Source organism: Microvirga sp., assembly GCF_014699075.1.
Lineage (GTDB): Bacteria > Pseudomonadota > Alphaproteobacteria > Rhizobiales > Beijerinckiaceae > Microvirga.
This window is the reverse complement of the sequence record NZ_JACXAB010000026.1, coordinates 19,163-42,595: the sequence shown is the minus strand read 5'-3', so window position 1 is coordinate 42,595 and position 23,433 is coordinate 19,163. Positions and strand designations below refer to the sequence as shown.

Annotated in this window: 23 protein-coding genes; 5 read left to right on the top strand and 18 right to left on the bottom strand. The window is 60.8% G+C overall.

The genetic code is table 11. The features are described 5' to 3' along the window. Nucleotides 1-6: 6 nt before the first annotated feature. From IC232_RS22775 to IC232_RS22760, 4 genes are read right to left on the bottom strand one after another with little or no spacing between them, the layout of a single operon-like run. On the bottom strand, nt 7-1,275 hold the full coding sequence (locus IC232_RS22775; protein WP_190847244.1) for an NAD(P)/FAD-dependent oxidoreductase: 1,269 nt from the start codon (nt 1,273-1,275) through the stop codon (nt 7-9). 9 nt (nt 1,276-1,284) lie between these two features. Beyond that, on the bottom strand, nt 1,285-1,554 hold the full coding sequence (locus tag IC232_RS22770; protein ID WP_246812346.1) for a c-type cytochrome: 270 nt from the start codon (nt 1,552-1,554) through the stop codon (nt 1,285-1,287). Nucleotides 1,555-1,608: 54 nt separating this feature from the next. Further along, a complete protein-coding gene (locus IC232_RS22765; protein ID WP_190847242.1) occupies nt 1,609-3,783 on the bottom strand; it encodes a xanthine dehydrogenase family protein molybdopterin-binding subunit in 2,175 nt (724 codons plus the stop codon). A 19-nt stretch (nt 3,784-3,802) separates the two neighbouring features. After that, nucleotides 3,803-4,261: a (2Fe-2S)-binding protein gene (locus IC232_RS22760; RefSeq protein ID WP_190847241.1), complete on the bottom strand. Its 459-nt coding sequence runs from the start codon at nt 4,259-4,261 to the stop codon at nt 3,803-3,805. 397 nt (nt 4,262-4,658) lie between these two features. On the opposite strand from IC232_RS22760, the gene IC232_RS22755 reads away from it, so the two are divergent. Further along, nucleotides 4,659-5,078 (top strand): c-type cytochrome, encoded by a 420-nt coding sequence (locus IC232_RS22755; RefSeq protein ID WP_190847240.1) that lies wholly within the window; start codon nt 4,659-4,661, stop codon nt 5,076-5,078. Here IC232_RS22755 and IC232_RS22750 read toward each other — a convergent pair. The 3 genes from IC232_RS22750 to IC232_RS22740 all read right to left on the bottom strand — a co-directional run bounded on the left by IC232_RS22750 (nt 5,059) and on the right by IC232_RS22740 (nt 8,813). Further along, nucleotides 5,059-6,690, bottom strand: coding sequence for an FAD-dependent monooxygenase (locus tag IC232_RS22750; protein ID WP_190847239.1), 1,632 nt, complete (start codon nt 6,688-6,690; stop codon nt 5,059-5,061). The genes IC232_RS22755 and IC232_RS22750 overlap by 20 nt on opposite strands. A 2-nt stretch (nt 6,691-6,692) precedes the next feature. Next, nucleotides 6,693-7,721, bottom strand: coding sequence for an amidohydrolase family protein (locus IC232_RS22745; protein WP_190847238.1), 1,029 nt, complete (start codon nt 7,719-7,721; stop codon nt 6,693-6,695). Nucleotides 7,722-7,838: 117 nt separating this feature from the next. After that, nucleotides 7,839-8,813, bottom strand: a complete 975-nt coding sequence (locus IC232_RS22740; RefSeq protein WP_190847237.1) for a Bug family tripartite tricarboxylate transporter substrate binding protein — start codon at nt 8,811-8,813, stop codon at nt 7,839-7,841. Nucleotides 8,814-8,991: 178 nt separating this feature from the next. On the opposite strand from IC232_RS22740, the gene IC232_RS33350 reads away from it, so the two are divergent. After that, nucleotides 8,992-9,150: a GFA family protein gene (locus tag IC232_RS33350; RefSeq protein ID WP_190847236.1), complete on the top strand. Its 159-nt coding sequence runs from the start codon at nt 8,992-8,994 to the stop codon at nt 9,148-9,150. 545 nt (nt 9,151-9,695) lie between these two features. After that, nucleotides 9,696-12,143, top strand: a complete 2,448-nt coding sequence (locus IC232_RS22730; RefSeq protein ID WP_190847235.1) for a type IA DNA topoisomerase — start codon at nt 9,696-9,698, stop codon at nt 12,141-12,143. A gap of 52 nt (nt 12,144-12,195) precedes the next feature. Here the strand turns inward: IC232_RS22730 and IC232_RS22725 are convergent, their stop codons facing one another. Next, nucleotides 12,196-13,608, bottom strand: coding sequence for a hypothetical protein (locus tag IC232_RS22725; RefSeq protein ID WP_190847234.1), 1,413 nt, complete (start codon nt 13,606-13,608; stop codon nt 12,196-12,198). 103 nt (nt 13,609-13,711) lie between these two features. Between IC232_RS22725 and IC232_RS22720 the strand changes: the two genes are divergently transcribed. Together IC232_RS22720 and IC232_RS22715 are read left to right on the top strand one after the other, a co-directional pair. Next, the gene (locus IC232_RS22720) at nt 13,712-15,061 is read left to right on the top strand and encodes a HupE/UreJ family protein (protein WP_190847233.1); all 1,350 of its coding nucleotides are present in this window, start codon (nt 13,712-13,714) and stop codon (nt 15,059-15,061) included. A gap of 244 nt (nt 15,062-15,305) precedes the next feature. Then, entirely contained in the window at nt 15,306-15,626 is a 321-nt protein-coding gene (locus IC232_RS22715; protein ID WP_190847232.1) for a hypothetical protein, read from the top strand. A gap of 261 nt (nt 15,627-15,887) precedes the next feature. On the opposite strand, the gene IC232_RS22710 is transcribed toward IC232_RS22715, so the two are convergent. The 10 genes from IC232_RS22710 to urtE all read right to left on the bottom strand — a co-directional run bounded on the left by IC232_RS22710 (nt 15,888) and on the right by urtE (nt 23,431). Further along, complete coding sequence (locus IC232_RS22710; RefSeq protein ID WP_190847263.1) at nt 15,888-16,034, bottom strand: hypothetical protein; 147 nt, start codon at nt 16,032-16,034, stop codon at nt 15,888-15,890. A gap of 82 nt (nt 16,035-16,116) precedes the next feature. Further along, nucleotides 16,117-16,827: an IS6 family transposase gene (locus tag IC232_RS22705; RefSeq protein ID WP_190847231.1), complete on the bottom strand. Its 711-nt coding sequence runs from the start codon at nt 16,825-16,827 to the stop codon at nt 16,117-16,119. Nucleotides 16,828-17,183: 356 nt separating this feature from the next. Then, on the bottom strand, nt 17,184-17,756 hold the full coding sequence (locus IC232_RS22700) for a HupE/UreJ family protein (RefSeq protein WP_190847230.1): 573 nt from the start codon (nt 17,754-17,756) through the stop codon (nt 17,184-17,186). 9 nt (nt 17,757-17,765) lie between these two features. Continuing rightward, nucleotides 17,766-18,389: an urease accessory protein UreG gene (ureG, locus tag IC232_RS22695; protein WP_190847229.1), complete on the bottom strand. Its 624-nt coding sequence runs from the start codon at nt 18,387-18,389 to the stop codon at nt 17,766-17,768. Continuing rightward, entirely contained in the window at nt 18,386-19,084 is a 699-nt protein-coding gene (locus IC232_RS22690) for an urease accessory protein UreF (protein WP_246812345.1), read from the bottom strand. The genes ureG and IC232_RS22690 overlap by 4 nt, the downstream gene beginning before the upstream one ends. After that, on the bottom strand, nt 19,077-19,559 hold the full coding sequence (locus IC232_RS22685) for an urease accessory protein UreE (protein ID WP_190847227.1): 483 nt from the start codon (nt 19,557-19,559) through the stop codon (nt 19,077-19,079). The genes IC232_RS22690 and IC232_RS22685 overlap by 8 nt, the downstream gene beginning before the upstream one ends. A 2-nt stretch (nt 19,560-19,561) precedes the next feature. Continuing rightward, complete coding sequence (gene ureC, locus IC232_RS22680; RefSeq protein WP_190847226.1) at nt 19,562-21,289, bottom strand: urease subunit alpha; 1,728 nt, start codon at nt 21,287-21,289, stop codon at nt 19,562-19,564. Continuing rightward, nucleotides 21,289-21,909 (bottom strand): urease subunit gamma, encoded by a 621-nt coding sequence (locus IC232_RS22675; RefSeq protein ID WP_190847225.1) that lies wholly within the window; start codon nt 21,907-21,909, stop codon nt 21,289-21,291. The genes ureC and IC232_RS22675 overlap by 1 nt, the downstream gene beginning before the upstream one ends. 9 nt (nt 21,910-21,918) lie before the next feature. Beyond that, on the bottom strand, nt 21,919-22,761 hold the full coding sequence (locus tag IC232_RS22670; RefSeq protein ID WP_190847224.1) for an urease accessory protein UreD: 843 nt from the start codon (nt 22,759-22,761) through the stop codon (nt 21,919-21,921). Continuing rightward, nucleotides 22,736-23,431 (bottom strand): urea ABC transporter ATP-binding subunit UrtE, encoded by a 696-nt coding sequence (gene urtE, locus IC232_RS22665; RefSeq protein WP_190847260.1) that lies wholly within the window; start codon nt 23,429-23,431, stop codon nt 22,736-22,738. Before urtE ends, IC232_RS22670 begins: the two co-directional genes overlap by 26 nt. Nucleotides 23,432-23,433 lie beyond the last annotated feature (2 nt).

The window sequence follows — 23,433 nt, the reverse complement described above, 5'->3', positions numbered from 1 at the left end:
CGCCTATCAGCCGTAGACTTCGCGGGAGATGGTCTGGAACCAAGCTTCGGCATAGACAGCTTCCTGGGCCCTGAAGGACGGCGGTGCATTGACAGGGCTGGTGCCGCCGGCACCCTCCACATCGGCCAGTAATCCATTGCGAGGAGTGTACACGCCAGCAACGGAAATGCCGTAATCGGGCGCCACAAGGCTGTAGCAGGTGTTGATGAGCTTTGGCTCAGCCGGAGCCTTGCCCCGTAGAAGGCCCGCAACAGCCGCAGCGCAGGCCTTTCCCTGGGCATTGGCTGAGAAAGCCGATTTGGGCATACCGCCTGCAATCGAGGCATCGCCTATCACGTGAATACCCGGCTGGAGACGGGACTCGAAGGTCACGGGATCGATGGGGCACCAGCCGGTCCGATCGGCAACGCCAGCCACCTGAGCGATCTCGCCGGCGCGCTGCGGCGGGATGACGTTGACGACGTCGCCTTTATGCCGTCCGAAATCGGTGACCAGTGTATTGGCCTTCGCATCGACCTCGATCACCTTGCCCCCGGACGATAGGGACACCCACTCGATCATGCCGGGATAGAGATCCTGCCAGGCAGCCTGGAACAGGCGCTGTTTGGAGAAGCTGTCCTTTGCATCCAGGATGAGGAGCTTGGATCGTGGCTTATGCGTCTTGAGGTAATGCGCGACTAGGCTTGCCCGCTCGTAGGGCCCCGGTGGGCAGCGGAACGGATTGGCGGGAGCTGCCATGACAAAGATGCCGCCGTCATCCATCGCTTCGAGCTGGCGGCGCAGGAGTATCGTCTGCTCTCCAGCCTTCCAGGCATGCGGCATGATGGCGGCTGCCGCCTCGTCATAACCGGGCAACGCATCGAACCTGATGTCGATTCCGGGAGAGAGGACGAGACGGTCGTAGTCCAGCGAGGAGCCATCCGCGAGGATGACACGCCGAGCTTGTGGGTCGACACGGGTCGCCCTTTGCCGGACGACGGCGATCCCGCCCTTCTCGACAGCATCGAGCTTGAGCTGTTGCGCCTCGATCGGACGAAGACCCGCGATCACCGCATTGCTGAACGGACAAGCAGTGTAGACAGCATTCGCTTCGACAAGGCTTATGGCAAATCCCGCCCGCTGCAGTTCCCGGGCGCACGTGGCTCCTCCGAAACCGCCGCCGACGACGACCACTTTCGACGAGGCTTGAGCAGCCGTTCGGCGGGAGAATGCAGCGGCGGCTGCTCCCACGACTGCCGTTTTCAGAAGCGTCCTTCGGGTCAGGGCTTGCGGCATGCCAGCCTCTCACGGTTGCTGACTGAGCCAGGATGCGATGGCGCGGGTTTCCTCATCCGTGAAACCCTTGGCGATGCGATCCATGACCGTCGCCGGGCGCTGACCCGTCCGAAAATCCTGCATGGCACCGACGATCTCTCCTGGGGGACGACCGTGAAGAGGAGGAACGACCGCATCGGAAATGCCTGGACCATGACATCCGGAGCATGCCGTGGCACCGGGAGGCGCCACGTTCTGAGCCATCGCAGGCACCGTTACGGTCATCGTGGCGACCGCCATCGACATCATGCCTCCCAGCGTGAGAGCAGATGTTCGACGCAACCTGCTCACGCCTTAAGCCCTGCGCAGATCGGCTTTCGTCAACGGACCGGAGCGGACCCGCTTTCCAGTCGCGGCGAAGATGGCGTTCAGCACCGCCGGCGCCGCCACGAAGATCGTCGGTTCGCCCACACCGCCCCAGAAGTCCCCCGACGGCATCACGATGGACTCCACTGCGGGCATTTCGTCCATGCGCATCATCTGGTAAGAGTCGAAGTTCTCCTGCTCCACCTTGCCGTCTTTCAGCGTGATCTCGCCGTAGAGCAAGGCTGTCAGCCCATAGACGAAGGAGCCTTCGATCTGGGCAGCGATCTGCTGAGGGTTGACCGCATGGCCGCAATCCGTCGCCGCCACGATGCGGTGGATTTTCAGCACCCCGTTGTCGCCGACCGAGACCTCCGCACAGGCTGCAACGTAGCTGCCATACCCCATATGCTGGGCGAGCCCGCGGTAGATGCCTTGCGGCGCTGGCGTGTCCCAACCTGCCTTCTCGGCCACTGCATTGAGCACGGCGAGGTGCTTGGGATGGTTGACGAGCAGCTTGCGCCGGAACTCCAACGGATCCTTGCCGGCGGCATGCGCCAGTTCGTCCATGAAGCATTCGAGGTAGAGGGCATTTTGATTGTTGTTCACGCCGCGCCAGAAGCCCGGCGGGATCGGCGGGTTCCGCATGGCATGGTCAATGAGCAGATTCGGGATCGTGTAGCCGAGCACACCTTCTGTCCCGCCCGGGTTCAGACCCTGGAAGGTCGCCGGGTCCCGCCCGTTCTGGAGCCCTTGGGGATTCACACCCGCCAGGATCGACTGACCCGAGATGCGCATGCGCAACCCGGTCAGGTTCCCGTCCGCATCGAGAGCTCCAACCATCCTGGCCTGGGTAATGGGATGATAATGCCCGTGCAGCATATCCTCTTCGCGGGACCAAATCAGCTTCACGGGCGTGCCCGGCATCTCCTTGGCGATCAGGACCGCCTGACGGACGTAATCATGGCTTGTGGCGCGCCGGCCGAAGCCCCCGCCTAGGTTCTGGCGATAGACATCGCATTTGTCGATCGACAGGCCCGATGCGGCGACTGCCGTGGCGAGGGCAGCCTCGGCATTCTGCGTTGCCGTCCAGACTTCGCATCTCTCATTGGTCCACAGAGCGGTGGCGTTCATCGGCTCCATGGTGGCGTGATGCTGGTACGGGAAGCCGTAATCCGCTTCCACTTTCTTGGCTGCACCTGCGATGGCTGCTTTGATGTCACCGGCTTGGTTGCCGACGAAGGCCTGCTCCGCCGCAAGCCCCTCCTTCAGCATCTGATCGATGCTCTCACTGGAAAGTGCCGCATTCGCCCCCCCGTCCCATTCGATTGTTAAGGCATCGAGCGCCGTCTTGGCCCGCCACCATGTGTCGGCAACGACTGCGACCGCGTTGTCGCCAACGGTGACGACTTTCTTGACACCCGGCATGCCTTGGACCGGTGCGGCATCGAAGCTCTTGAGCTTTCCGCCGAACACCGGACAGGCCTTGATGGCAGCATTCAGCATCCCCGGACGCTTCACGTCGATGCTATAAATCTGGGAGCCGTTCAGCTTTTCAGCGGTGTCGATCCGCTTGACGGGCTTTCCGGCAATCGTCCAGTCTTTGGGGTCCTTGAGCTGAACGTCTTTCGGGGCTTCAAGCTTCGAGGCAGCTTCAGAGACCTTGCCATAGGTTGTGGTGCGGCCTGACGGCGAATGAGTGATCACGCCTTTTGCGACTGTACACTCACCGGCTGGCACGCCCCACCCGTTGGCAGCAGCCTGGATCAGCATCTGCCGGGCAGCGGCGCCTCCCTTGCGCATGTAATCGTGCGAGTCACGGACACCCCGGCTTCCGGCCGTTTGGAAATTGCCCCAGACGCGGCTGCGGGCAACGTTCTGGCCTGGGGTTGGATATTCGGTTGTCACCTTTGCCCAGTCGCATTCAAGCTCCTCGGCAACGAGTTGGGCAAGGCCCGTCAGGGTTCCCTGCCCCATCTCGACGCGGCCGACCCGAACTACCACCGTTTCGTCGGGTCTTACGATCACCCAGGCATTGATCTCCGGGGCGCTTTGCGCGAGGGCGTCGCCGGCGAAGGGAATGTTGAATCCTAGAGCGAGCCCGCCTGCTGCTGCAGCGGAACCGACAAGAAATGAGCGGCGAGAGACGTCGAGTGCTGCAGGCATTGGTTCCTCCTGATCCCGGTCAGCCGCGGTTCTCTGAGGCGGCGAGTTTGATGGCCGCCTTGATGCGATTGTAGGTTCCGCATCGACAGATATTCGTCATCTCGGCCAAAATGTCGTCGTCGGAAGGATTGGGATTGGCCTGAAGCAGCGCCGCAGCGGCCATGATCTGACCAGTCTGACAATAGCCACATTGTGGAACATCAAGTTCGAGCCAAGCCTTCTGCAACGGGTGCGACGTGTCTGGAGACAGTCCCTCGATGGTCACGATCTTCTGCTCAGACGTAACAGCCGATATCGGGAGACTGCAGGACCGTGTGGCAACACCATCCACATGAACGGTGCAGGCACCGCATTGGGCAACGCCGCAGCCATATTTTGTACCGGTTAGTCCGACCTGCTCGCGTATGACCCACAAGAGCGGCGTGTCCGGTTCAGCATCGACTTGATGAACAGTTCCATTGATCGTCAGGCTGACCATCTCGTTCCTCCCGCTTTTTGATTATGGGTGCATCTTCACGCGCAACTGAACTATGAATTTTAGAACGGTTCGAATGCCAGTCAATCGTTCGTGACTAAATGCAATAGGAATTCAACGATCCTGTATCTCAGCTCCAGCTATGATCGATTTTGCCAAGAGAACGATCAGGCAAGATGAGTTGAACCGTCAATTGGGAAAACCGACACAGGATTGGATTTCTTGCCGCACTGCACATATCAATTGTGCGATGCATCAACTGAGTTAACAGCAAACAGGTCGCGGCTGTTTTGGGCTGCTTGTTCTCTGCTCGCAGCAGAACTGCGGGGCAGAGTCTATGGAACCGCTATGTCATTCTCCGGTTGTGCTTTGGCAACCGTGACTACTGATAGGCTCTCCGATGCGCATTCCTCTTCTCACATTCTTTACCTTGGCATTCAGTCCAACAATGGTTCAGGCCCAGGACGTGGCGGCCGGCGAGAAGGTTTTTGCGCAATGTCGCGCCTGCCATCAGGTTGGCCCTGCTGCCAAGAATGCGGTTGGTCCGGTGCTCAATGGTCTCTTCGGCCGAAAGGCCGGAACAGTCGAGGGTTATAACTACTCGCCCGCCAACAAGAACTCAGGCATAACCTGGGATGAGGCTATATTTTCCGAATACATCAAGGATCCCAAGGCGAAGGTGCCGGGCACCAAAATGGTGTACGCTGGCCTCAAGGACGAGCAGAGGATCAAGGATCTGACTGCGTACCTCAAGCAGTTCGATGCCTCCGGCCAGAAGACAGCGTCCGCCAAAGGCGGGATTACGGTTGCAGAGCACTAGACGGTGCTAGCTGCTGTCCTGCACCAATAGCCCGCTCTAGGATCTCTGCTCCGTCAGCGCCGCTGTCGCTGGAAGCCCACGCAACGAACTGGTCAGGGCGGATGAGGATTAATCTTGCCTGATACTGCTCGCGGCCCTCGTCGCAGGTATCCCTGATGATCTTGAGCGGCACGCTTCGTTGCTTGGCAGATACTTCGAAGGATTTCAGAGCCTCTTCATGGACGTCCAAGCCCAGCAGACAAAAACCCTGGCCTAGTTCCTCGAATAGGTTGCGGCCTGACGAGAGAAGCACAGGCGCAAGGTGATGTCCTGCCCGCGCTACAAAGCTATGTGAACCGAGAGCGCTGCATCCGCTTTCAGGTTCTCCCCACACAAGCGAGGAGCCGCGGTAGTTGGGCTCAAAGGCATTGATCTCGGCCTTTGCGCCGGAGCTCCGAGCCTTCCATTCTCGCTCAAACGTGCTCCGATCACGATCCGGATTAAATCTATCGAGGAAGTGTTTGTCGGCCGAGATGGCCCGCTCGATGAAATCTCGCGCTGTCGACTGAAAGACCGGCCTTCGCTCTTCATCGTAAGTGTCCAGGAGCTTGGACCCGGCCCAGCCTTGCAAGGCGGCGGCAAGCTTCCATCCGAGGTTTGCCGCGTCCTCGAGACCAGTATTGATGCCGTAGCCACCATAGGGCGGATGGCTGTGGGCCGCATCACCGGCGATGAAGATGCGGCCCTTTCGGTAAATGTCGGCCGTGGCAACTCGCAGTTCCCAGAATCCGATGTGTTCAAATTCTACGTCGAACTCTGCTCCTATGGCGGAATGAAGATACTGCCTGAAATCGAAATTATCCTTGTGCGTTCCAAGTGGGACCGGCGCGTGAAAGAACCACCTCGTTCCAAGATCCACCCGACCTAAGAACTTCCAGTATCCCTTCAGTTCTGGGTCAAGAACATTGTAGTATGACTTCCCGGAAAACCGCTCCAAGAGCTGATGGAGGCCTTTGGAGCGAAACACCAGAAGGACCATGAGTCGGTCGTGGTCAGAGCATGTCTGAGTAATGCCACTCTGCTCCCGTACTAAAGACCGGCTACCATCACTGCCTACAACATACTGAGCATGCAGAACTCGGCGATCCCTTTGCTCACGCTCGGACATAACAACATGCACACCATCATGGCCCTGACTTACCTCCTCGACACTCCACCCATATAGCATGCTGACTTCCGGGATCTCGGCAGCACGCTGCCGGAGCACTGCCTCTGTTGCGTATTGCGGCAGCCGCTCGTTATCAGTGAAATAGAATGGCCTTACGAGCTCCCGCTGAAGCCAGTCATAGGCATACTTCCCAAGCAGGGTTTTATAGGCCGTCAAACCTCCAATTCCGTACTCACGTGGGATGGTTCGCGCAGCGCGCAGAGCCTTTTCCGCACCCCAAAAGTAGAAGTGCTCCATCGTCCGCTGAGTTAGATTCTGCCCTTTTGGAATAGGTTGCGGGGACGTGTAGCGCTCGACGACCACGCAGCGGATTCCGCGTTGCCCGAGCTCGATCGCCAGCCCCATGCCGACAGGGCCGCCTCCGACGATGATGACCTGCGCATCGTGCTGTTTTCCGCCGCTCATGGTCACCTTGAGAAGCGATGACCGGTGAGCTTTTCCAGGTTCCTGAAGTAGATTTTTTCCTTATCCTCCTGGGACAGGTCCAGACCTTCCAGGATCTGGAGTGTCTCACGGATGTAGCCGGGTCCCTGCTCGGGATCGAAGGGGCAATCGGATGCAAACACGACATTGTCGACGCCGTAGAACTCGAGGCCGCACATGGTCGCCGCCTTTGAGCCGAACACGGCGGTGTCGGCGTAGAAATCCTGTTTGAAGTAGTCCAGCGGACGCTTCTTCAGACTCTTCAGGAGGGCGAAGTAATCCTCGTCGGAGGTGCGCTTGCCGAGCTGATCCCACCCTGGCCCGACGCGCCCTTCGAAATAGGGCACCATGGCGCCGAGGTGATGCGCGATGATCTTAAGGTTCGGATACTTATCGAGCGTTTGCGAGAAGACGAGACGCGCCATGGCGACACTGGTCTCATACGGCCAGCCGAAGGTCCACCAAATCTCATAGAGCGACTTCTTCTCATCGAGATAGTCCGGGTGGTTGGCGCCTCGGGACGGATGCAGCCATATGGGCTTGCGGAGTTCGTTCATGGCCGCGAAGAAAGCTTCGAATTCCGGCCGGTCGAGCGGCTTGCCGGCCACATTGCTGTAAATCTGGGTGCCGATCGCGCCGAGATCACGGATCGCGCGCTGGGTTTCCGCTACACCGGCGTCCGGCGTCGCAAGAGGCGTCTGGGCAACGAAGGCGGGAAACCGGTCAGGATACTTGGCGCAGAGTTCCGCAAGCCCGTCATTGCAGCGCTTGGCGAGTTCGAGCGCCGTATCCGGGTTCCCTCCCGAGATGATTTCCAGCGGCGGAGCCGGCAGCGACAGAACCTGCGCATAATCGGGGAACTTGTCCATCACACGGAAGCGCTCGTCGAGATCATGGATCGCGGGGATTGCACGGGCACGGCGAACCATGTCCCCCATGTGGCCCGCGACTTCGCCCATCAGATCGTAGTAGCCTTTCGGAAAGAAGTGCGTGAACGCATCGATCCGCTTCATCGATATCTCCTCATGAAATGTCTTGTGGAATGGAGCTTGGCGTTCTGGCCTTGAGACAGGACAAAGCTCGCATTCTGAACTTGCTGATCATTTTGCACACGGAAGCGGCTTAGGCGCCTATTCCTGGGTGATGCCCGCGTCCTTGACCACTTTCGCCCAACGGGGCAGATCCTTCTCGATCAGTGCCGCCAATTGCTGCGGCGAGCCGCCGACCGGCACGAGCCCTTGCTTGGCGAACTGGTCACGGATATCGGGAGAGGCCAGGATCTCGTTCACGACCTTGTTGTAGCGGTCGATGATGTCTTTCGGCGTGCCCGCCGGAGCACTCAAGGCATACCAGAGATCAACCTCGAACCCGCTGACCCCTTCTTCCGCTAGGGTCGGCACATCCGGCGCAAGCATGGAGCGCTTCTCGCTTCCGAGCGCCAGCAGGCGAACTTGGTTCTCAGCCGCCATCGGAAGCACGGTGTGCACTGGGACGAACATCGCGCCTACATGCCCGCCCACCAAATCCTTCACGGCGCCGGCAGAGCCTGTATAGGGGACGTGCCGGAGATCCACGCCCGCAGTGAGCTTGAACAGCTCCATCGCGAGATGCTGCGGCGTCCCACGTCCGGGCGATGCGTACGTGACCTCGCCAGGCTTGCCCTTCGCATAGTCGATCAGTTCCCGTGTGCTCTTGACCGGGGTCGAGGGATGGACGGCCAGAACAAGCGATCCTGTCGCAAGTTCGACAATCGGCGCGAAGCTCTTCACGGGATCGTAGGGCAAGCTCTTGGAGAGCGCGGCGTTCATCAGGAACGTGTTGACACTGAGCAGGATCGTATGGCCATCAGGTTCAGTACGAGCCGCCGCGGCCGCACCGATGTTGCCGCTGGCGCCTGGCTTGTTGTCGATGATGACCGGCTGGTTCCAGCGCTTACGCAGCTCCTCGCCGACGATGCGCGCCAGCACATCGGGCCCGCTGCCCGGAGTGAAGGGAACGATGATGAAGATATTCCGATCAGACAGGCCCTGAGCCTGGGTCAGGCCAGGGGCGGCAGCCGACATCGCCAAGGCGGCGAGCAGGCTCCGGCGCGACAATCCCACCATAAGCTTCCTCCGAGTCATTTCTTGCGAGGCTGCGTTGGCGCGCAGTTACCGGCTTAGTCCGGGTTCCTCTTGGTAGGAAGAATGGAGTTCTTAAGGCTTTGGACAAGGGAGCAGAGATTTCAGATGGAAAACGGGATGGAGCCGATGGCTGGCGGATGCGCCTGCGGAACAACTCGGTATGAGACGGCACCAAACCGATCCGATGCTGAAATGCCACTGTCGCGACTACCAGCAGGCGACCGGCAGCGCCTATGCGGCTCTCATGGTTGTGCAGGAAGAAGCTTTCCGGAGCTTTACGTCCGGATTGGGTCCACCTGAGAAGTTCCGGAACTTTTGAGGACTTCCGCTTATAGGCTGGAAGCGGTCCTTGGGATTTGGATGATTGGCCTGCTGCCCCTCGTCCTGCGCGTGGACAGCGGGACAGGCAGCTGGTACAGTCAATGCATGCGAGGGCCTCGGAAGCCCTTACTGCGCAAGGACTTTCTGCATCGGGAGCGAGAGTCTCCCCCTCTCCGCCATTTATCTCAATCAAAAGAACATCTTAGCTGCTTCGACTTGCGCTGCTGGTCTGAACCGCGAGCTGCTTTTTTCTCGCAGATTCTGTGACGGCCACAATCGCGGCACTCATCATCTGATTTGGTGCCTGCCCAGCGATGCTCCTTGGCAGAGCAACACCGCTTCTGCTTTGCAGACTCTGAGACCTTTAGAAAGAGCCGTGCCTGCAGTTCGCTGAGAGCGCTGTTAGCGCTGCTTAACCTCCACTCCCATTCTTCCATTGACCAGCGATGTCACCGCGGGTAGTGTTCTCTATCCGTTCTTGATTGTAGGCTTGTGACCCAGCTCTGGGCTACAGGCTGCAATAGCATTGCACGATTGAAGATGATGGCGGCCCAGTCAGCCTCGCGCACGCTGTTCTTCTTTGAGAAGCCCTCGGCCATGCGCCAGCTGCAGCGGTTCTTCAAATCGCCAACAACGATCTGTGTTTCAGCCGAGGGCCACCTCCTAGCTGCCGAGGAACCCGGCAACATCCGGGACGAGTGGAAATCGTGGCGCCTTGATACTCTGCCGATCGTGCTCGAGCGTATTCCTGTTACATACGGCACCAGCCGCTCGGGCCAGTCGCACAAGCCCAAGGTCGAGGCGATCAAGCAGGCTCTCCAAGGCGTAGAGCGGGTCATCATCGCCACTGATCCTGGCCGAGAAGGCTCAATGATTGCTTGGGAGGTGCTCGAGCACCTTGGCTACCGGGGTCGGGTGGATCGTCTCAAGCTGGGAGCTCTTGATGAGATCTCGATCCGCCGGGCCTTCTCGGCTATGGCCAAGGAGCCGGACTCGGGTGAGCGGGACTATGCCGCCTATCTGGAGGCTCTGTGCCGCCAATATGAGGATTACCACCTGGGGCTCAACGGCACGCGCGCCATTTCGTTAAGGCTCCGGCCACCGGCTTTCCGACAGCCTTGGCGCTTTGGCGGCGTGCAAACTCCGACGCTCGCTATCCTGGCTGACCTCGAAAAGCGCATTCGCAATTTTGTCCCTCAGGACTATTTCAAGATCGCCCTGGCCGTTACGGCGGACAGCGGAGCCGAGATCACCCTCTGGCACGCGCCAAAGGACAAGATCCTCGCTAAGCAGATCGCCGAGACGATCCAGCAGGCAGCCGCTTTCTGGTCGGGCCCGCTCGGTGTCGAGCAGAAGGATGTGCGTCGATCGCCTCCTCGCCTGTTCTCAAAAGACACTCTCGCACGCCGCTGCGCCAAGCGCTTCGGCTGGGATCCACAGCACACGGCTAAGCTGGCGCAGGAGCTCTACGACCAGGGATACTTGACCTATCCTCGCACCGAGTCTGAGCACCTGCCGGAAAGCCAGACTGGCGACGCCAGTTCTGTGATCGCGAGTGTTGTCGGGATCCTAACTGATCTTGCGAGCCTCGTGCCGGCAGCAGGCAAACTGGTGTTTCGCAAGGGCAACAAAGGCCATTACGTCAAGGATCCGGGCGAGCACCACGCCATTGTGCCACTGCGCAAGGTGCCTCAGCTGGGGAGCATTAATGGGGATCAGCTGCGTCTCTGGGAGTTAGTGGCCAAGAGCTTTCTGGCAGCCCACCTGCCTGACGGTATTGACGCTCGAACCACAATTGCTGTGCAAGTCGCGACGTCACTCAGTCCAAAGCGGTTTTCAGTCAGCGGCAGCGTAATCAAGTCGCCGGGCTGGCGAGCTGTCTATGGAGCCGAGGCTGATGAGGACAATGAAGTTGTTCCAGGCAAGGCCAAGCCGGAGGAGGAACCGACCATTGGACGCCTGCCGCCCGTTCGGGACAACGAGCCGGGGAAAGCGACCAACGCTTGGATCGAGACTGCCAAAACCGAGCCACCCCGCCGCATCACCCGTGGCGAGCTGCCGGTGGTCATGGGGCGCCTCGTTGATCAGGTGGAAGACCCAGCCCTCAAGGCAGCTCTCGAGAACCCAGCGAACCCAAATGAACCCAAGGGTCTCGGGACCGCGGCGACCCGCGACACAATCCTGCCCAAGCTCCAGAAGAGCCAGTATGTTGAACTGCTGAAGGGCAGGGATCCGCCAATCCAGGTGACTGAGGTTGGTCTCGCATTGATCGCTGCTGTTCGTTGTGTCTTTCCGGCCTATGGCGACCCAGTTGGTCGGGCAATGTTCGAGGCTGATCTTGCTGAGATCGGGCGCGCAGCCACACGCGCAGAGGCGGCCCGCCGAGCGGCAGCCTATCAGGAGCGAACCCGCAGCCGTGTCAGAGAGCTGATCACGACGATTGGACAGTCCGGCGCTGTTGCTCTCGATCCGGCATATCTCCCAACGCCCTCCACAGCGGATGGGAAGCCCCCAACGAAGGCGATGATTGCTTTCGCGACATCGATTGCTGCCCAGCGTGGCCTGAAGCTTCCCCGCGGGCTGAAGTCCAATAGTGCCATCTGCCGGACGTTCCTGGACCACCATGCACCACAACGATCGTCTGGACCTACTACGGCAACACCGCAGACCGGCCCGCGTTCTCCAAGTGAGGCAATGGTGCGCTATGCTCGGTCCCTGGCCGAACAGAAAGGGATCGAGTGCCCACCCGCAGTGTTAGATGACTTTGCCGCTTGCCGCACTTTTCTCGATGAACACTCGCTGAAGGCACAGCATCCTGACGAAAAGAACCGGCCCGTCGCTCCAAGAGGCCGCCGCCCAGCCCGCGCGGGCAACAGCGATGTTGGACCAAAGCGAGTGTCTGCGTCCGTAAGGAGGCCGTCAGAGCCAAGAGCCAAGGCGCCACGTCAGCGCTCAAAATCGCGCACTGTAGCTTTCGGCGAAGACGGATAGTGAACGCGCCGGCCCCGATGAGGAGCCGACGCCGAAGCGAGTTCGAGCCTATCTACTGCGCCGTTGGCCAGGGCATAGCCGCATTCACCGTTGAGACAGGGCCGACGCCTTTGTTGACGAACTTCTGCAGGCGCTTACCCGTGTAAGTCTCAGTTGTGTAGATGTTCCCCTTGGAGTCTACAGCGATGGAATGCACACCGAGGAACATGCCCGGCTGACGACCGCCGTAGCCGAAGTTGTAGAGCTCCTCCATGGTCTGGCGATTGAAGACGCGCACATGCTCGTTCACGCCATCAGCGACATAGAGGAACCGCTGCTCGGGATCATGGGAGAAATCAATGTCCCAAACCGAGCCGTCGGCCAGGGTTTGCGTGGCGACGAACACCTCTTTGACAAAGGTCCCATCGGTGCGGAAGATCTGGATACGATCATTCGCGCGGTCGCAGACATAGACCAAGCCGTCGTTCGAGACATTGGAGCAGTGCACGGGATTGGCGAACTGCTGGGCCACGGGAGCTGCTGGATTGTAGGGCGGCAGGACCTCGTCAGTCGGCGGCTTGCCGTAGGCGCCCCAGTAGCGCTTGATTTTGCCTGTATCCATATCGACCACGGCCACACGGTGGTTCAGATAGCCATCCGAGAGGTAGGCCTCGTTGGCGCTCTCAACGAGGTCGATCTTTGCGACCCGGCCAAAACTCTCCTGATCATGGCTGTTGGCCTGGTAGGTCGGCGCGGCTGCCGCGGCAGGTGCGGCAGCGGAAGGAGCCGCAGCGCTCGCGGCAGGAGTTGCCCCCGCAGAAGGAGCAGCAGTGCCCGCTGCAGGAGTCGCCGCGCCCGCGGCGGGAACACTGCCCCCTGGCGCCACGCCGGCATACCCGGCCAGTGGATCCGAGGCCGCAGCCGCGGGCTTAGCCTGGCGAGCACCCGCCCGGCCCCACTGAGCGACGAACTTGCCGTCGCGGGTGAACTTCAGGACATGCGCATCGCCGGCGCCATTTCCGCCAATATAGACGAAGCCTTCTGCATCGACCGCGATGCCGTGATTGGACGAAGGCCACTCATATTCCCTTGTTGGAGAAGGGCCGCCCCAGGAATTTACGAGATTGCCTGCCTGGTCGAACTCCATGACCGGTGGCGAGGGATTGCAGCATTCCCCAACACGCTGACCGGCGCGGTTGCCGGTAATCGGAACGGCTAGTTCCGTATTGTCCAGAGCGGCCGGGTCCGAGCCACGGTGGACGATCCAGATATGGTCGCGCGAATCGACCGCCACACCGATTGTCTGGCCGAGCACCCAGTTGTTGGGCATGGGCTTCGGCCAGAATGGATCGACCTCAAAGCGCGGGGCCTCCTTGCCCTGCGCAATAGCCTTCTGCAGCAGAAGCTGGCCCGTGCCGAGCGCCGCCATAACTGCCAGGAAACTTACACCGACAAACGCCCTGCGACTCCAGAAGAGCTGTCTCATTCTGTTTCCTCCCGGCCCCCTTGCCGGGCAGCTTGGCGCCGCTCTTGTCAATATATTGAAATGTAGCCAAGCTGGGCTCTGCTGTCGAGAACCATCGAGAATCATGGCGCCCCTTCGGATCGTCTTTGCATTCATCATCGCAGCCGCCCTGCTGATTGGCTGGCCCATGCGCACCTCAGCCCATGAAGTGCCCAACGAGGTCACGGTCCTGGCTTTCCTAAAGCCGGAGGGCAAGACACTGACCTTCCTAGTGCGGGCACCGATGGAGTCTCTGCGCGACGTCGATGTGCCGCTCAAGCCCAACGGATTCCTGGACCTGTCGCGCATCGATGCGCCGCTGCAGCACGCCGCCCAGGTCTGGATCCGTGATTTCGTTGAGGTCTACGAGAATGGCACATTGCTGGGAAAGCCCCAGCTTGTCGGCTCGCGGGTGTCGCTGACCTCCGACCGCTCCTTTGCGAGCTACGAGCAGGCGCTGGCCCATATCCGAAGCGGTCCGTTGCCGGCGGACACGGAGATCTATTGGAAGCAGGGTCTGCTGGACGTCGCCTATGAATATACGATTCAATCGGACCAATCAGATTTCGCCATCCGGCCGGGACTGACCCGTCTCGGGCTCAAGGTTAACATAATAATGCGCTTCCTGTCGCCCGACAGCCCGGAACGGGTGTTCGATGTTCACGCCGGTGTCGGCATCGTTCATCTCGATCCGAGCTGGCTGCAGGCGTTCCTGCTCTTCGCTGAGGACGGCTTTCTCCACATCCTGGAGGGCATCGACCATCTTCTCTTCTTGCTCGCCTTGGTCATCCCATTCCGGCGCCTCCGCCCACTTGCCGTCGTGGTGACCGCCTTTACGATCGCTCATTCGATTACGCTAATCGCTTCGGCCTATGGCCTTGCGCCGAGCGCCTTGTGGTTTACGCCGCTGATCGAGACGCTCGTGGCAATCTCGATCCTCTATATGGCACTGGAAAACATCGTCGGCCCCAGCACGGAGAGGCGCTGGTTCGTCGCCTTCGCATTTGGCCTCGTGCATGGTTTCGCCTTCTCATTCCTGCTGAGCGAACGCCTGCAATTTGCCGGCTCGCACCTGATCACCTCGCTCTTGGCGTTCAATGTAGGTGTGGAGGTCGGCCAGCTGGTTGTGCTGGCAGTAGCGGTTCCGGCACTTGGTCTCTTGTTCAAGTATGTGGTGCCCGAAAGGATCGGCACGATTATCCTGTCAGCACTGGTGGCCCATACGGCTTGGCACTGGGTGACGGAGCGTGGCGCCGAACTAGCGCAACATCCGTGGCCGGTGATCGACGCCGCGGCACTGTCGACCGCACTCTGGTGGGCGATGGCCGCGGCCGCGGTGGGGGCGATGCTCTGGCTGTTCTCTGGCCTAGTGCGGGGCTGGCAGTCGCCTCCCAATGCGGAAGGTGATCGAGCCGCCCCGCCCCGTGCTTCGTAGTTCTGCGTGGTCCCGCGCATAGCCTCAACCGGTCTACTCGACCAGAGGCTCGACCTGCCTATTGCGCCGACGACATCTTGCCCTTTGCTTCACCTGGGCCTCTTTCGAGTGCCAACTCCCCTGATCCGTGCAACGCAGTCCTTCCGCACCACAGCGCTTGGAAGCTGCATCGAGCGCTTGACAGGCAAAAGCGCTGGCCAGACATTCGCTCGATGGCCAGCCGGCTCTAGAATATGGCACCTCTATGAAGATCGACATTGACCAGCTGACCGAAGCCGAGCTTATCGATCTCAACCACCGCATCGTCGAGCGCCTGCGCCTTCTCGACCAGATGCGCGCTCATGTGGAGATGCTGGAGTTCAAGATTGGCGACCGGGTCACCTTCCAGCCTCCCGGCCAGGGTCAACTTGAGGGCATGCTGACGCGCTTCAACAAGAAGACCGTGACGGTGATCACCGGCACTGGGCAGAGGTGGAACGTCTCGCCCACCCTCCTCGGGAGGATTGAGCCGAGCAAGGGCACCAATACGGCTGAATTCAATGTGGTCGTGCTGAATAAGTGCTGATGCGATTATTGCCTCGGGCATGGTTGGACGAAGAAATGTTCGGCCGGCTCCCCTACCGAGCACCTTATCCCTGCCAGAATTGACGCGGCCGTTGCAAAGGATGGAGAACGGCCGACGACTCGGTCTCACAGCAGGCGTAGTGCGGCGCAGTTGTCCGGCCCAACTTCACCTGTTGGACGGCCTATTGAAAAATCATAGCACAAACGAAAAGGCCCCAGATCACTCCGGGGCCTTTCCACTGGGTATGATGGGAGCAGGACCTTAGAAGTCCATACCGCCCATGCCGCCGCCCATTCCGCCACCTGGCATCGCCGGAGCGGATTCTTTCTTCGGAGCCTCGGCAACCATGGCCTCGGTGGTGACCAGCAGACCAGCGACCGACGCAGCATTCTGCAGAGCCGTGCGCACGACCTTGGCTGGGTCGACGGTACTGTCAAGTTGACGTAAACAGACGAACCTATCGCTGGGGCAGTCATCGTGATTGCCCACATCAGCCGACGAGGGCAGTACCAGTCGCATCGCGCCAAGAACTGAAAGCGCGATTGCGGGCAACGCGGTACTCGCTGGCAGAAAGACGGTGACGGCGAAGTTGGAAGTGGTTGTGGATCGGAGTGTGAGTGGCGAGAAATTGCTGGGCCTGCCGGGCTGATTTGAACCGCCTCATGTGGCGCTCCCGTCGTCGGGTGGGTTGGTGTGAGACCTCACAGCGGTTGTTGAGATACCGGCTCTGCCGATGTTCCACGCCCGGCAAGATCTCGCGTTCGGCAGCGCCATAAGAGCCAAGTTTGTCCGTCACGATCACTGTCGGCACATAGCGCAAGCCCTTCAGCCGCTTGCGAAAGAAGCGCTTGGCGGCCTTTGTGTTCCGGCGACTCTGGACCAACACATCGAGTACGTTGCCGTGCTGGTCGACCGCCTGCCAGAGATAATGCAGTTTGCCTCGGATGCGAACAAACACCTCATCGAGAAACCATTTGTCACCGGGTTTCGGCCGGCACCGTTTGAGGCTGTTGGCGTAGGTCCGTCCGTAGCGGAGGCTCCACGCGCGGATGGTCTCGTAGCTGACCACGATGCCCCGCGCTGCCAGGATCAACTCGACCTCACGCAGGCTCAAGCTGAAGCAGTGATACAGCCACACCGCCTGACTGATGATTTCGGCTGGAAAGCGGAAGCCTCGGTAGGGGTTGGATGTCGTGCTCATGCCCAAGACCCTGCCATAGGCCCCAGTCCCTTGCCAATTGACAGTACCGTTCACCGGATATCACCATCGCAGGCAGTTTGCTCCTTGGATCAGCCGCTGGAGGGATCGGAGCTGGGCTTGATGCGCGGAAGAACCCGCTCCACGTCCTGGTCCGCTGTGGCTTGTAACCTTGCATCCGGTGCCCGCGCAGCGTCATGCTCGCGAAGCACATCGGCTCATGTCCACGAAATCGGACCAAGCGATTACGTCTCAGGAGTGCCAAAAGCAGTACTCCTCGTCATAGGCTGAAGATCAGCCGCCAATGAGAGAACCGAAGTGCAGTTTCCGATTTTTCCGCGGAGGTCGTGTCATTGTCTCTACCCAAATGCTATTACGAAGCCCGCAAGGGTGATTGCGGCACCGAGAAACTGATTAGCTTTCTCATGACCCATGGCTATACGGCTCAGGCCGATACCGAGGGCATGCAGGGCTGCACTCGCGAGGCTGAAACCTACGCTATATGAAAATGCAGTGGCGCCGGACGGAACTTCGGTGCCATGCGCGTAACCATGAAAAAGCGCAAAGAAGCCCACGAGCATCGCCGCGGCGCTCAGTGGCCAAGACCGGCCCAAGGCCACCACAGCACCGACGGCAACCACCGAAGCAGCTATGGACACCTCAACGGCCGGAAGATTGATTCCCGCCAGTCCAATGACTCCGCCTACGATCATCATCAACACAAAGCTCGCGGGCACCACAATGAGGGCACGGCTGCCTAGCGATGCGGCGAAAAGACCAACGCCGAGCATGGCGATCATGTGATCGAACCCGCCAAGGGGATGCAGGAAACCGGCGGCAAAGCCCGACATTGAATGCACCCCGGTGTGGGCCAATGCCGGTGTTGCGGCTCCGACCGATGCTGCGGCAAGGATTAAATGTTTAAGTCGCATGAATACCCCCTATGCGGCCGCGGCCAAGCCGCCGGCCTGTTCGATAAACTTCGCGATAGAATCCACACCGATGCCGGCGCGGATATTGCTGAAGACATACGGACGCTGTTTGCGCATTCGCTTCGTGTCCTCCTCCATGACAGCAAGGTCGGCACCGACATAAGGTGCAAGATCGATCTTGTTGATCACCAGAAGGTCCGAGCGGGTGATGCCTGGGCCCCCCTTACGTGGGATCTTCTCACCGCCCGCAACGTCGATGACATAGATCGTCAGATCCGCGAGTTCGGGCGAGAAAGTTGCCGACAGATTGTCGCCGCCGGACTCCACTAGCACGATGTCGAGCTCAGGAAAGCGTTTGCACATGGTCGCGATGGCAGCCAGGTTGATCGAGGCATCCTCTCGGATTGCCGTGTGGGGGCAACCGCCCGTCTCCACGCCCATGATGCGTTCTACCGGAAGGGCGCCTGCGACTGTCAGGAGGCGTGCATCCTCCTTCGTATAGATGTCGTTGGTGATGGCGCAGATGTCGTAGCGGTCGCGGAAGAGCTTGCAGAGCGCCTCCATCAGGGCGGTCTTGCCCGAGCCGACCGGCCCGCCGATGCCGACGCGAAGAGGTCCTGTTTGGGATTTCATGAGCGGAAAAGCCTCGTATACTGGTTTTCATGATGGAAGGAGCCGAGATCGGCCCGGAAGGTCGCACCGCCGACATCATCCAGCGATAAGTCAATGGCTTCCTGCGCGATCTCTTGCACAGTCACAGCCAAGGCAGCGCAGACGCGGATGCCTGCCGTCTGCCCAATCGGTGCGAGCCGGATGGCGGCTGAGACGAGCGTTTGCACGAGCCCGAAGAGATAGGCGCTCAAAGTTAGCGGCAGAGGAACGCCATGCGCCGCAGCCGCCATGCCGATGGCGACCGGGAATGCCACCTCACCGTCCAGATTGAGCAGACGTGGTGCTGGCCACGCAGCCAGGGTCGCATCGAGGAAGCTGCGCCCCTGCTGGCTCGTCTCGAGGTACAGTTCGGCGGAAGGGGAGAGCGCAAGGGCCAATTCATTGACATCCCTAAGGGTTGCCTTATCGCCCGCTTCAACCGCTCGGTAGGCATGGCTCAGCAAGATCGCGTCATTGCGGCCGAAGCCGAGCGTCATCTGGTCGGTCAGCCAAGCGATGAGCGTTTCCTCGTCCGCCACAGCCCCTGCCTCAACCGCCCACTCCAGGGTATGGGAATAGGCATAGCAGCCAACGGGATAAGAAGGAGAAAGCCAGGCGAACAGCGGCAGGATGCCCTGCCCCCGCTCCACGGCCTGCAAGGGGAACGCGTCACCCATGGCCGTGTCCATGATGGTGCCCGGAATGCCCGCCGTGCTCGTGCTGATGGTAAGCCCCGCGCACCGGACGGAACGGGCGCTCGACGATCTCCGTCCTGGCTCCGAGACCGTGCAGCATGTCGAGCAGCACATGATCGTAGGCGATGTAGATCGCCTCCTTGGTGATCTCCGCAGGCACATGCCGGTTGCCGATGTGCCAGGCCACGGTGAGGAGATCCAGGGAATTTTGCGTGCAGATCTCGATCAGCCTTTCGGAGGCCGCCTTCACCTCCACGAGCCAGCCGCTGTCGAGGCGGATGGCGTCCCCATCCTCCAGCACGTCGGCCTTCTCGAGGTCGAGCAGGAAGGTCGTACCGCCATCGGCGTTCAGCATGATCCGGCGGCGATGGCGGTCGCCGTGGTCGAGGGTGATGATATCGACGATGCGGTCGGACTCGACGGCGTCGCGGCGGATGATGGATGTAGCGCGGATCATGATCAGAACAGGAAGTAGCGTTGAGCCATGGGAAGGACTTCGGCCGGTTCGCAGACAAGGAGCTCGCCGTCGGCGCGAACGTCATAGGTCTCCGGGTCGACCTCGATGACCGGCGTAGCGCCGTTCAGCACCATGTCCTTCTTGCCGATGCCGCCGCGAACATTCTCGACAGCGACGAGCTGCTTCTGGACTCCGAGCCTGCCTGCAAGCCCATTCTCGACAGCGGCCTTGGACACGAAGGTGAGCGAGGTTGCCGCCAGCGCACGCCCATAGGCTCCAAACATCGGACGATAGTGCACCGGCTGCGGAGTCGGGATGGAGGCATTCGGGTCGCCCATGAGCGCCGCCGCGATGGCCCCGCCCTTGATGATTAGATCGGGCTTTACCCCGAAGAAGGCGGGGCTCCAAACCACAAGATCGGCAAGTTTTCCGGGCTCAACCGAGCCGATATGCCGAGACACGCCATGAGCAATGGCGGGGTTGATCGTGTACTTGGCTACATAGCGCCGAACACGAAGGTTGTCGTTGTCACCGGTCTCACCGGGCAGCGGCCCGCGCTGCACCTTCATCTTATGCGCTGTCTGCCAAGTGCGGATGATGACCTCGCCTACGCGGCCCATGGCCTGGCTGTCGGATGACATCATCGAGAGCGCACCGATGTCGTGGAGGATATCCTCGGCCGCAATAGTCTCCTTACGGATGCGGCTCTCGGCAAAGGCCAAATCCTCGGGAATCGACGGATCGAGATGGTGGCAGACCATGAGCATGTCGAGATGCTCGTCGATGGTGTTCACCGTGTAAGGCCGCGTCGGATTCGTGGAGGACGGCAGCACATTGGGAAGCGCTGCCACCTTGATGATGTCTGGAGCGTGGCCGCCGCCTGCCCCTTCCGTATGAAAGGCGTGGATCGTGCGTCCCTTGAAGGCCGCGATCGTATCCTCGACGAACCCGGATTCGTTGAGGGTGTCGGTGTGGATCATCACCTGCACGTCGTAGGCATCGGCCACGGAGAGGCAGCAATCGATGGCCGCGGGCGTAGTGCCCCAGTCTTCGTGCAGCTTCAGAGCGCAGGCGCCCGCCTGGATCATCTCCTCAAGAGCACCGGGGCGTGAGGCGTTGCCCTTGCCGGTGAAGGCGAGGTTCATGGGAAACGCGTCCGCAGCCTCGATCATGCGGGCGATATGCCATGACCCCGGTGTGCAGGTGGTCGCGAAGGTGCCGGTCGCCGGCCCTGTGCCGCCACCGAGCATTGTCGTGATGCCTGACATTAGGGCCTCGTCGATCTGCTGCGGGCAGATGAAGTGAATGTGCGAGTCGAAGCCGCCCGCCGTGATGATCTTGCCCTCCCCGGCGATGATCTCCGTGCCCGGGCCGATGATGATGTCAACATTCGGCTGCACGTCCGGATTGCCGGCTTTGCCGATCCTGGTGATCCGCCCGCCCCGGATGCCGATATCGCCCTTGACGATACCCCAGTGATCAAGGACGACCGCATTGGTGATGACGGTATCGACTGCGCCTTCGGCACGGGTCGCCTGCCCTTGGCCCATCCCGTCGCGGATGACCTTGCCGCCCCCGAACTTCACCTCTTCGCCGTAGGTGGTGAAATCCTTCTCGACCTTGATCACGAGTGCGGTATCGGCGAGCCTGATCCTGTCGCCCTTGGTGGGGCCGAACATATCGGCATAGGCGGCACGCGGGAGCGATGCGGGCTTTCTTCCATTCGTCATCAGAGTGCCCCCATCACGCTCTGGCGGAAGCCGTAGACCTCGCGCCTGCCGGACAACGGGATCAGAACGACTTCGCGCGTCGAGCCGGGCTCAAACCGCACCGCCGTGCCGGGAGCGATGTCGAGACGCATGCCGCGCGCCTTCTCACGCTCGAAGGATAAGGCCGGATTGGTCTCGAAGAAATGGTAATGGCTCCCGACCTGAATGGGTCTATCGCCCGTGTTCGCCACCGTCAGAACGGTTTGCTCCGCGCCCCCGTTGAAGACGATCTCGCCGTCCTGTGCCATGACCTCGCCCGGCACATCCTTTGAGGCCGCACCTCGGATCGGATGGTGCACGGTGACGAGCTTGGTGCCATCGGGAAAAGTGGCCTCGACCTGAACGTCATGGATCATCTCGGCCACTCCTTCCATCACCTGATCGACGGTGACAACATGCGCGCCCGCCTCCATCAACTCGGCGACAGAGCGACCGTCGCGCGCACCCTCCACCACTGTGTCGGTGATGAGAGCGATCGCCTCCGGGTGATTGAGCTTCACGCCGCGCTCCAAGCGTCGTCGTGCCACCATGGCAGCCATGGCGATCAGGAGCTTGTCTTTTTCACGAGGTGTAAGTTGCATTGCAGAGTCCTAACTGAGCCAGACACGAGGCAGGGACTCGCCACGAAAGGTGACGAGAAACGGGCAGATGGCGGCTCTCAGCGCCTCGATGGAGAACGCGCAGAAGCGCACGGCGAGAATTCCGTTCCATGCACTTGCCGCCGCATCGCAGCCCTGCCCGGAGGGCAGTTGCTCGCGCACCGACTCCAGGCGGGCCTCGGCATCCGGCGCAACGTGGATCAAGGTTGCGAAGGCACGGGCACCATTGCCCACGCTCGGCTTCTGCAGCAGGTCGGCAATGGCTCCATTAAGTCGCAGCGTATCGGCATAAATGAGCTGCGATCCTCGTCGGATGCGCCAACGATCGATGAAGAGGCCATCGACAATCCGCTCCGCCCTCGCCTTGCGCCCGAAGACGACAGCCTCCAGCAGGGTCAGACGCCCGTCCTCGGCAACATTCGCCTCAAGCTGCCGGTCAAGCCTCGCGTTGTCGAACAGGATCGTCTCCTGTGGGAGCCAATCGAGACGAGCCCCTGCCCCTGCAGTGAGCTTCACCAGCAGATTGGAAACAGGCCCGTCCGAGCGGTAGACCTTCTCCGCGGCAGGCGTCGCAACCGTCACGTTCGTATCCGCCTGTGCCTCGACTTCCACGGTGAAGCGATCGCCACAGGCAATACCGCCTGCAGTGTTGACGAGCACGGCGCCCAATCCCGCCCCCGCTCCCCTCGGCAGACGGATACGCATGGAACCGCTTTCCTCGATGCGCATCGGCCTTGTCCGCCCGTCGACAGCGGCTGCAGCGAATGAAACCCAGCCGACGGCCCGCTGGCGCTGCGCGGGAACGCCGTTAAATGGCAAGGCGCTGACGAACATCGTTCCCCTCCAGCGCTGCGCGGTCGCCATGCTGAACGATCTCGCCGCGCTCCATGACCACGAAGCGGTCCGCCTGATCACGGGCAAAGTCGAAATATTGCTCGACGAGCAGGATCGCCATGTCCTTGCGACCGCGGAGGTAAGAGATGGCGCGGCCGATATCCTTGATGATCGAGGGCTGGATGCCTTCCGTCGGCTCGTCGAGCAGAAGGAGGCGCGGACGCATCACCAACGCCCGCCCTATGGCGAGCTGCTGCTGCTGCCCACCCGACAGGTCGCCGCCCCGCCGCCCCAGCATGGACTTGAGCACGGGGAAGAGGTCGAACACCTCCTCGGGAATCTGCCGCGAGCCGCGCTTCAACGGGGCAAAGCCCGTTTCGAGGTTCTCCTTCACCGTCAGGAGCGGAAAGATCTCCCGCCCCTGAGGCACATAGGCGACCCCACGCGCTGCGCGTTGGAAAGGCTTCAGACGCGCTATGTTCTGTCCCTCGAAAAGAATGCTGCCGCCGGAGATGGGCCGATGGCCTGCGACGGCACGGAGCAGCGACGTCTTGCCCACGCCGTTGCGTCCGAGCACGCATGTGACCTCTCCCACGGTGGCAGCGACGGAGACGCCGCGCAAAGCCTGGGCCGCGCCGTAATGGAGAGACAGGTTTTCGACTGCAAGCATCG

Coding starts and splice junctions, on each gene's coding strand:
- IC232_RS22760 (WP_190847241.1), bottom strand. CDS start 4,261: ATGGTCAGCCTGACGATCAATGGAACTGTTCATCAAGTCGATGCTGAA.
- IC232_RS22700 (WP_190847230.1), bottom strand. CDS start 17,756: ATGCGACTTAAACATTTAATCCTTGCCGCAGCATCGGTCGGAGCCGCA.
- IC232_RS22755 (WP_190847240.1), top strand. CDS start 4,659: ATGCGCATTCCTCTTCTCACATTCTTTACCTTGGCATTCAGTCCAACA.
- IC232_RS22770 (WP_246812346.1), bottom strand. CDS start 1,554: ATGGCGGTCGCCACGATGACCGTAACGGTGCCTGCGATGGCTCAGAAC.
- IC232_RS33350 (WP_190847236.1), top strand. CDS start 8,992: ATGAGACGGCACCAAACCGATCCGATGCTGAAATGCCACTGTCGCGAC.
- IC232_RS22720 (WP_190847233.1), top strand. CDS start 13,712: ATGGCGCCCCTTCGGATCGTCTTTGCATTCATCATCGCAGCCGCCCTG.
- IC232_RS22705 (WP_190847231.1), bottom strand. CDS start 16,827: ATGAGCACGACATCCAACCCCTACCGAGGCTTCCGCTTTCCAGCCGAA.
- IC232_RS22730 (WP_190847235.1), top strand. CDS start 9,696: ATGGCGGCCCAGTCAGCCTCGCGCACGCTGTTCTTCTTTGAGAAGCCC.
- IC232_RS22775 (WP_190847244.1), bottom strand. CDS start 1,275: ATGCCGCAAGCCCTGACCCGAAGGACGCTTCTGAAAACGGCAGTCGTG.
- IC232_RS22690 (WP_246812345.1), bottom strand. CDS start 19,084: ATGGGTGACGCGTTCCCCTTGCAGGCCGTGGAGCGGGGGCAGGGCATC.
- ureC (WP_190847226.1), bottom strand. CDS start 21,289: ATGACGAATGGAAGAAAGCCCGCATCGCTCCCGCGTGCCGCCTATGCC.
- IC232_RS22745 (WP_190847238.1), bottom strand. CDS start 7,721: ATGAAGCGGATCGATGCGTTCACGCACTTCTTTCCGAAAGGCTACTAC.
- IC232_RS22685 (WP_190847227.1), bottom strand. CDS start 19,559: ATGATCCGCGCTACATCCATCATCCGCCGCGACGCCGTCGAGTCCGAC.
- IC232_RS22715 (WP_190847232.1), top strand. CDS start 15,306: ATGAAGATCGACATTGACCAGCTGACCGAAGCCGAGCTTATCGATCTC.
- urtE (WP_190847260.1), bottom strand. CDS start 23,431: ATGCTTGCAGTCGAAAACCTGTCTCTCCATTACGGCGCGGCCCAGGCT.
- ureG (WP_190847229.1), bottom strand. CDS start 18,389: ATGAAATCCCAAACAGGACCTCTTCGCGTCGGCATCGGCGGGCCGGTC.
- IC232_RS22740 (WP_190847237.1), bottom strand. CDS start 8,813: ATGGTGGGATTGTCGCGCCGGAGCCTGCTCGCCGCCTTGGCGATGTCG.
- IC232_RS22675 (WP_190847225.1), bottom strand. CDS start 21,909: ATGCAACTTACACCTCGTGAAAAAGACAAGCTCCTGATCGCCATGGCT.
- IC232_RS22750 (WP_190847239.1), bottom strand. CDS start 6,690: ATGAGCGGCGGAAAACAGCACGATGCGCAGGTCATCATCGTCGGAGGC.
- IC232_RS22725 (WP_190847234.1), bottom strand. CDS start 13,608: ATGAGACAGCTCTTCTGGAGTCGCAGGGCGTTTGTCGGTGTAAGTTTC.
- IC232_RS22765 (WP_190847242.1), bottom strand. CDS start 3,783: ATGCCTGCAGCACTCGACGTCTCTCGCCGCTCATTTCTTGTCGGTTCC.
- IC232_RS22670 (WP_190847224.1), bottom strand. CDS start 22,761: ATGTTCGTCAGCGCCTTGCCATTTAACGGCGTTCCCGCGCAGCGCCAG.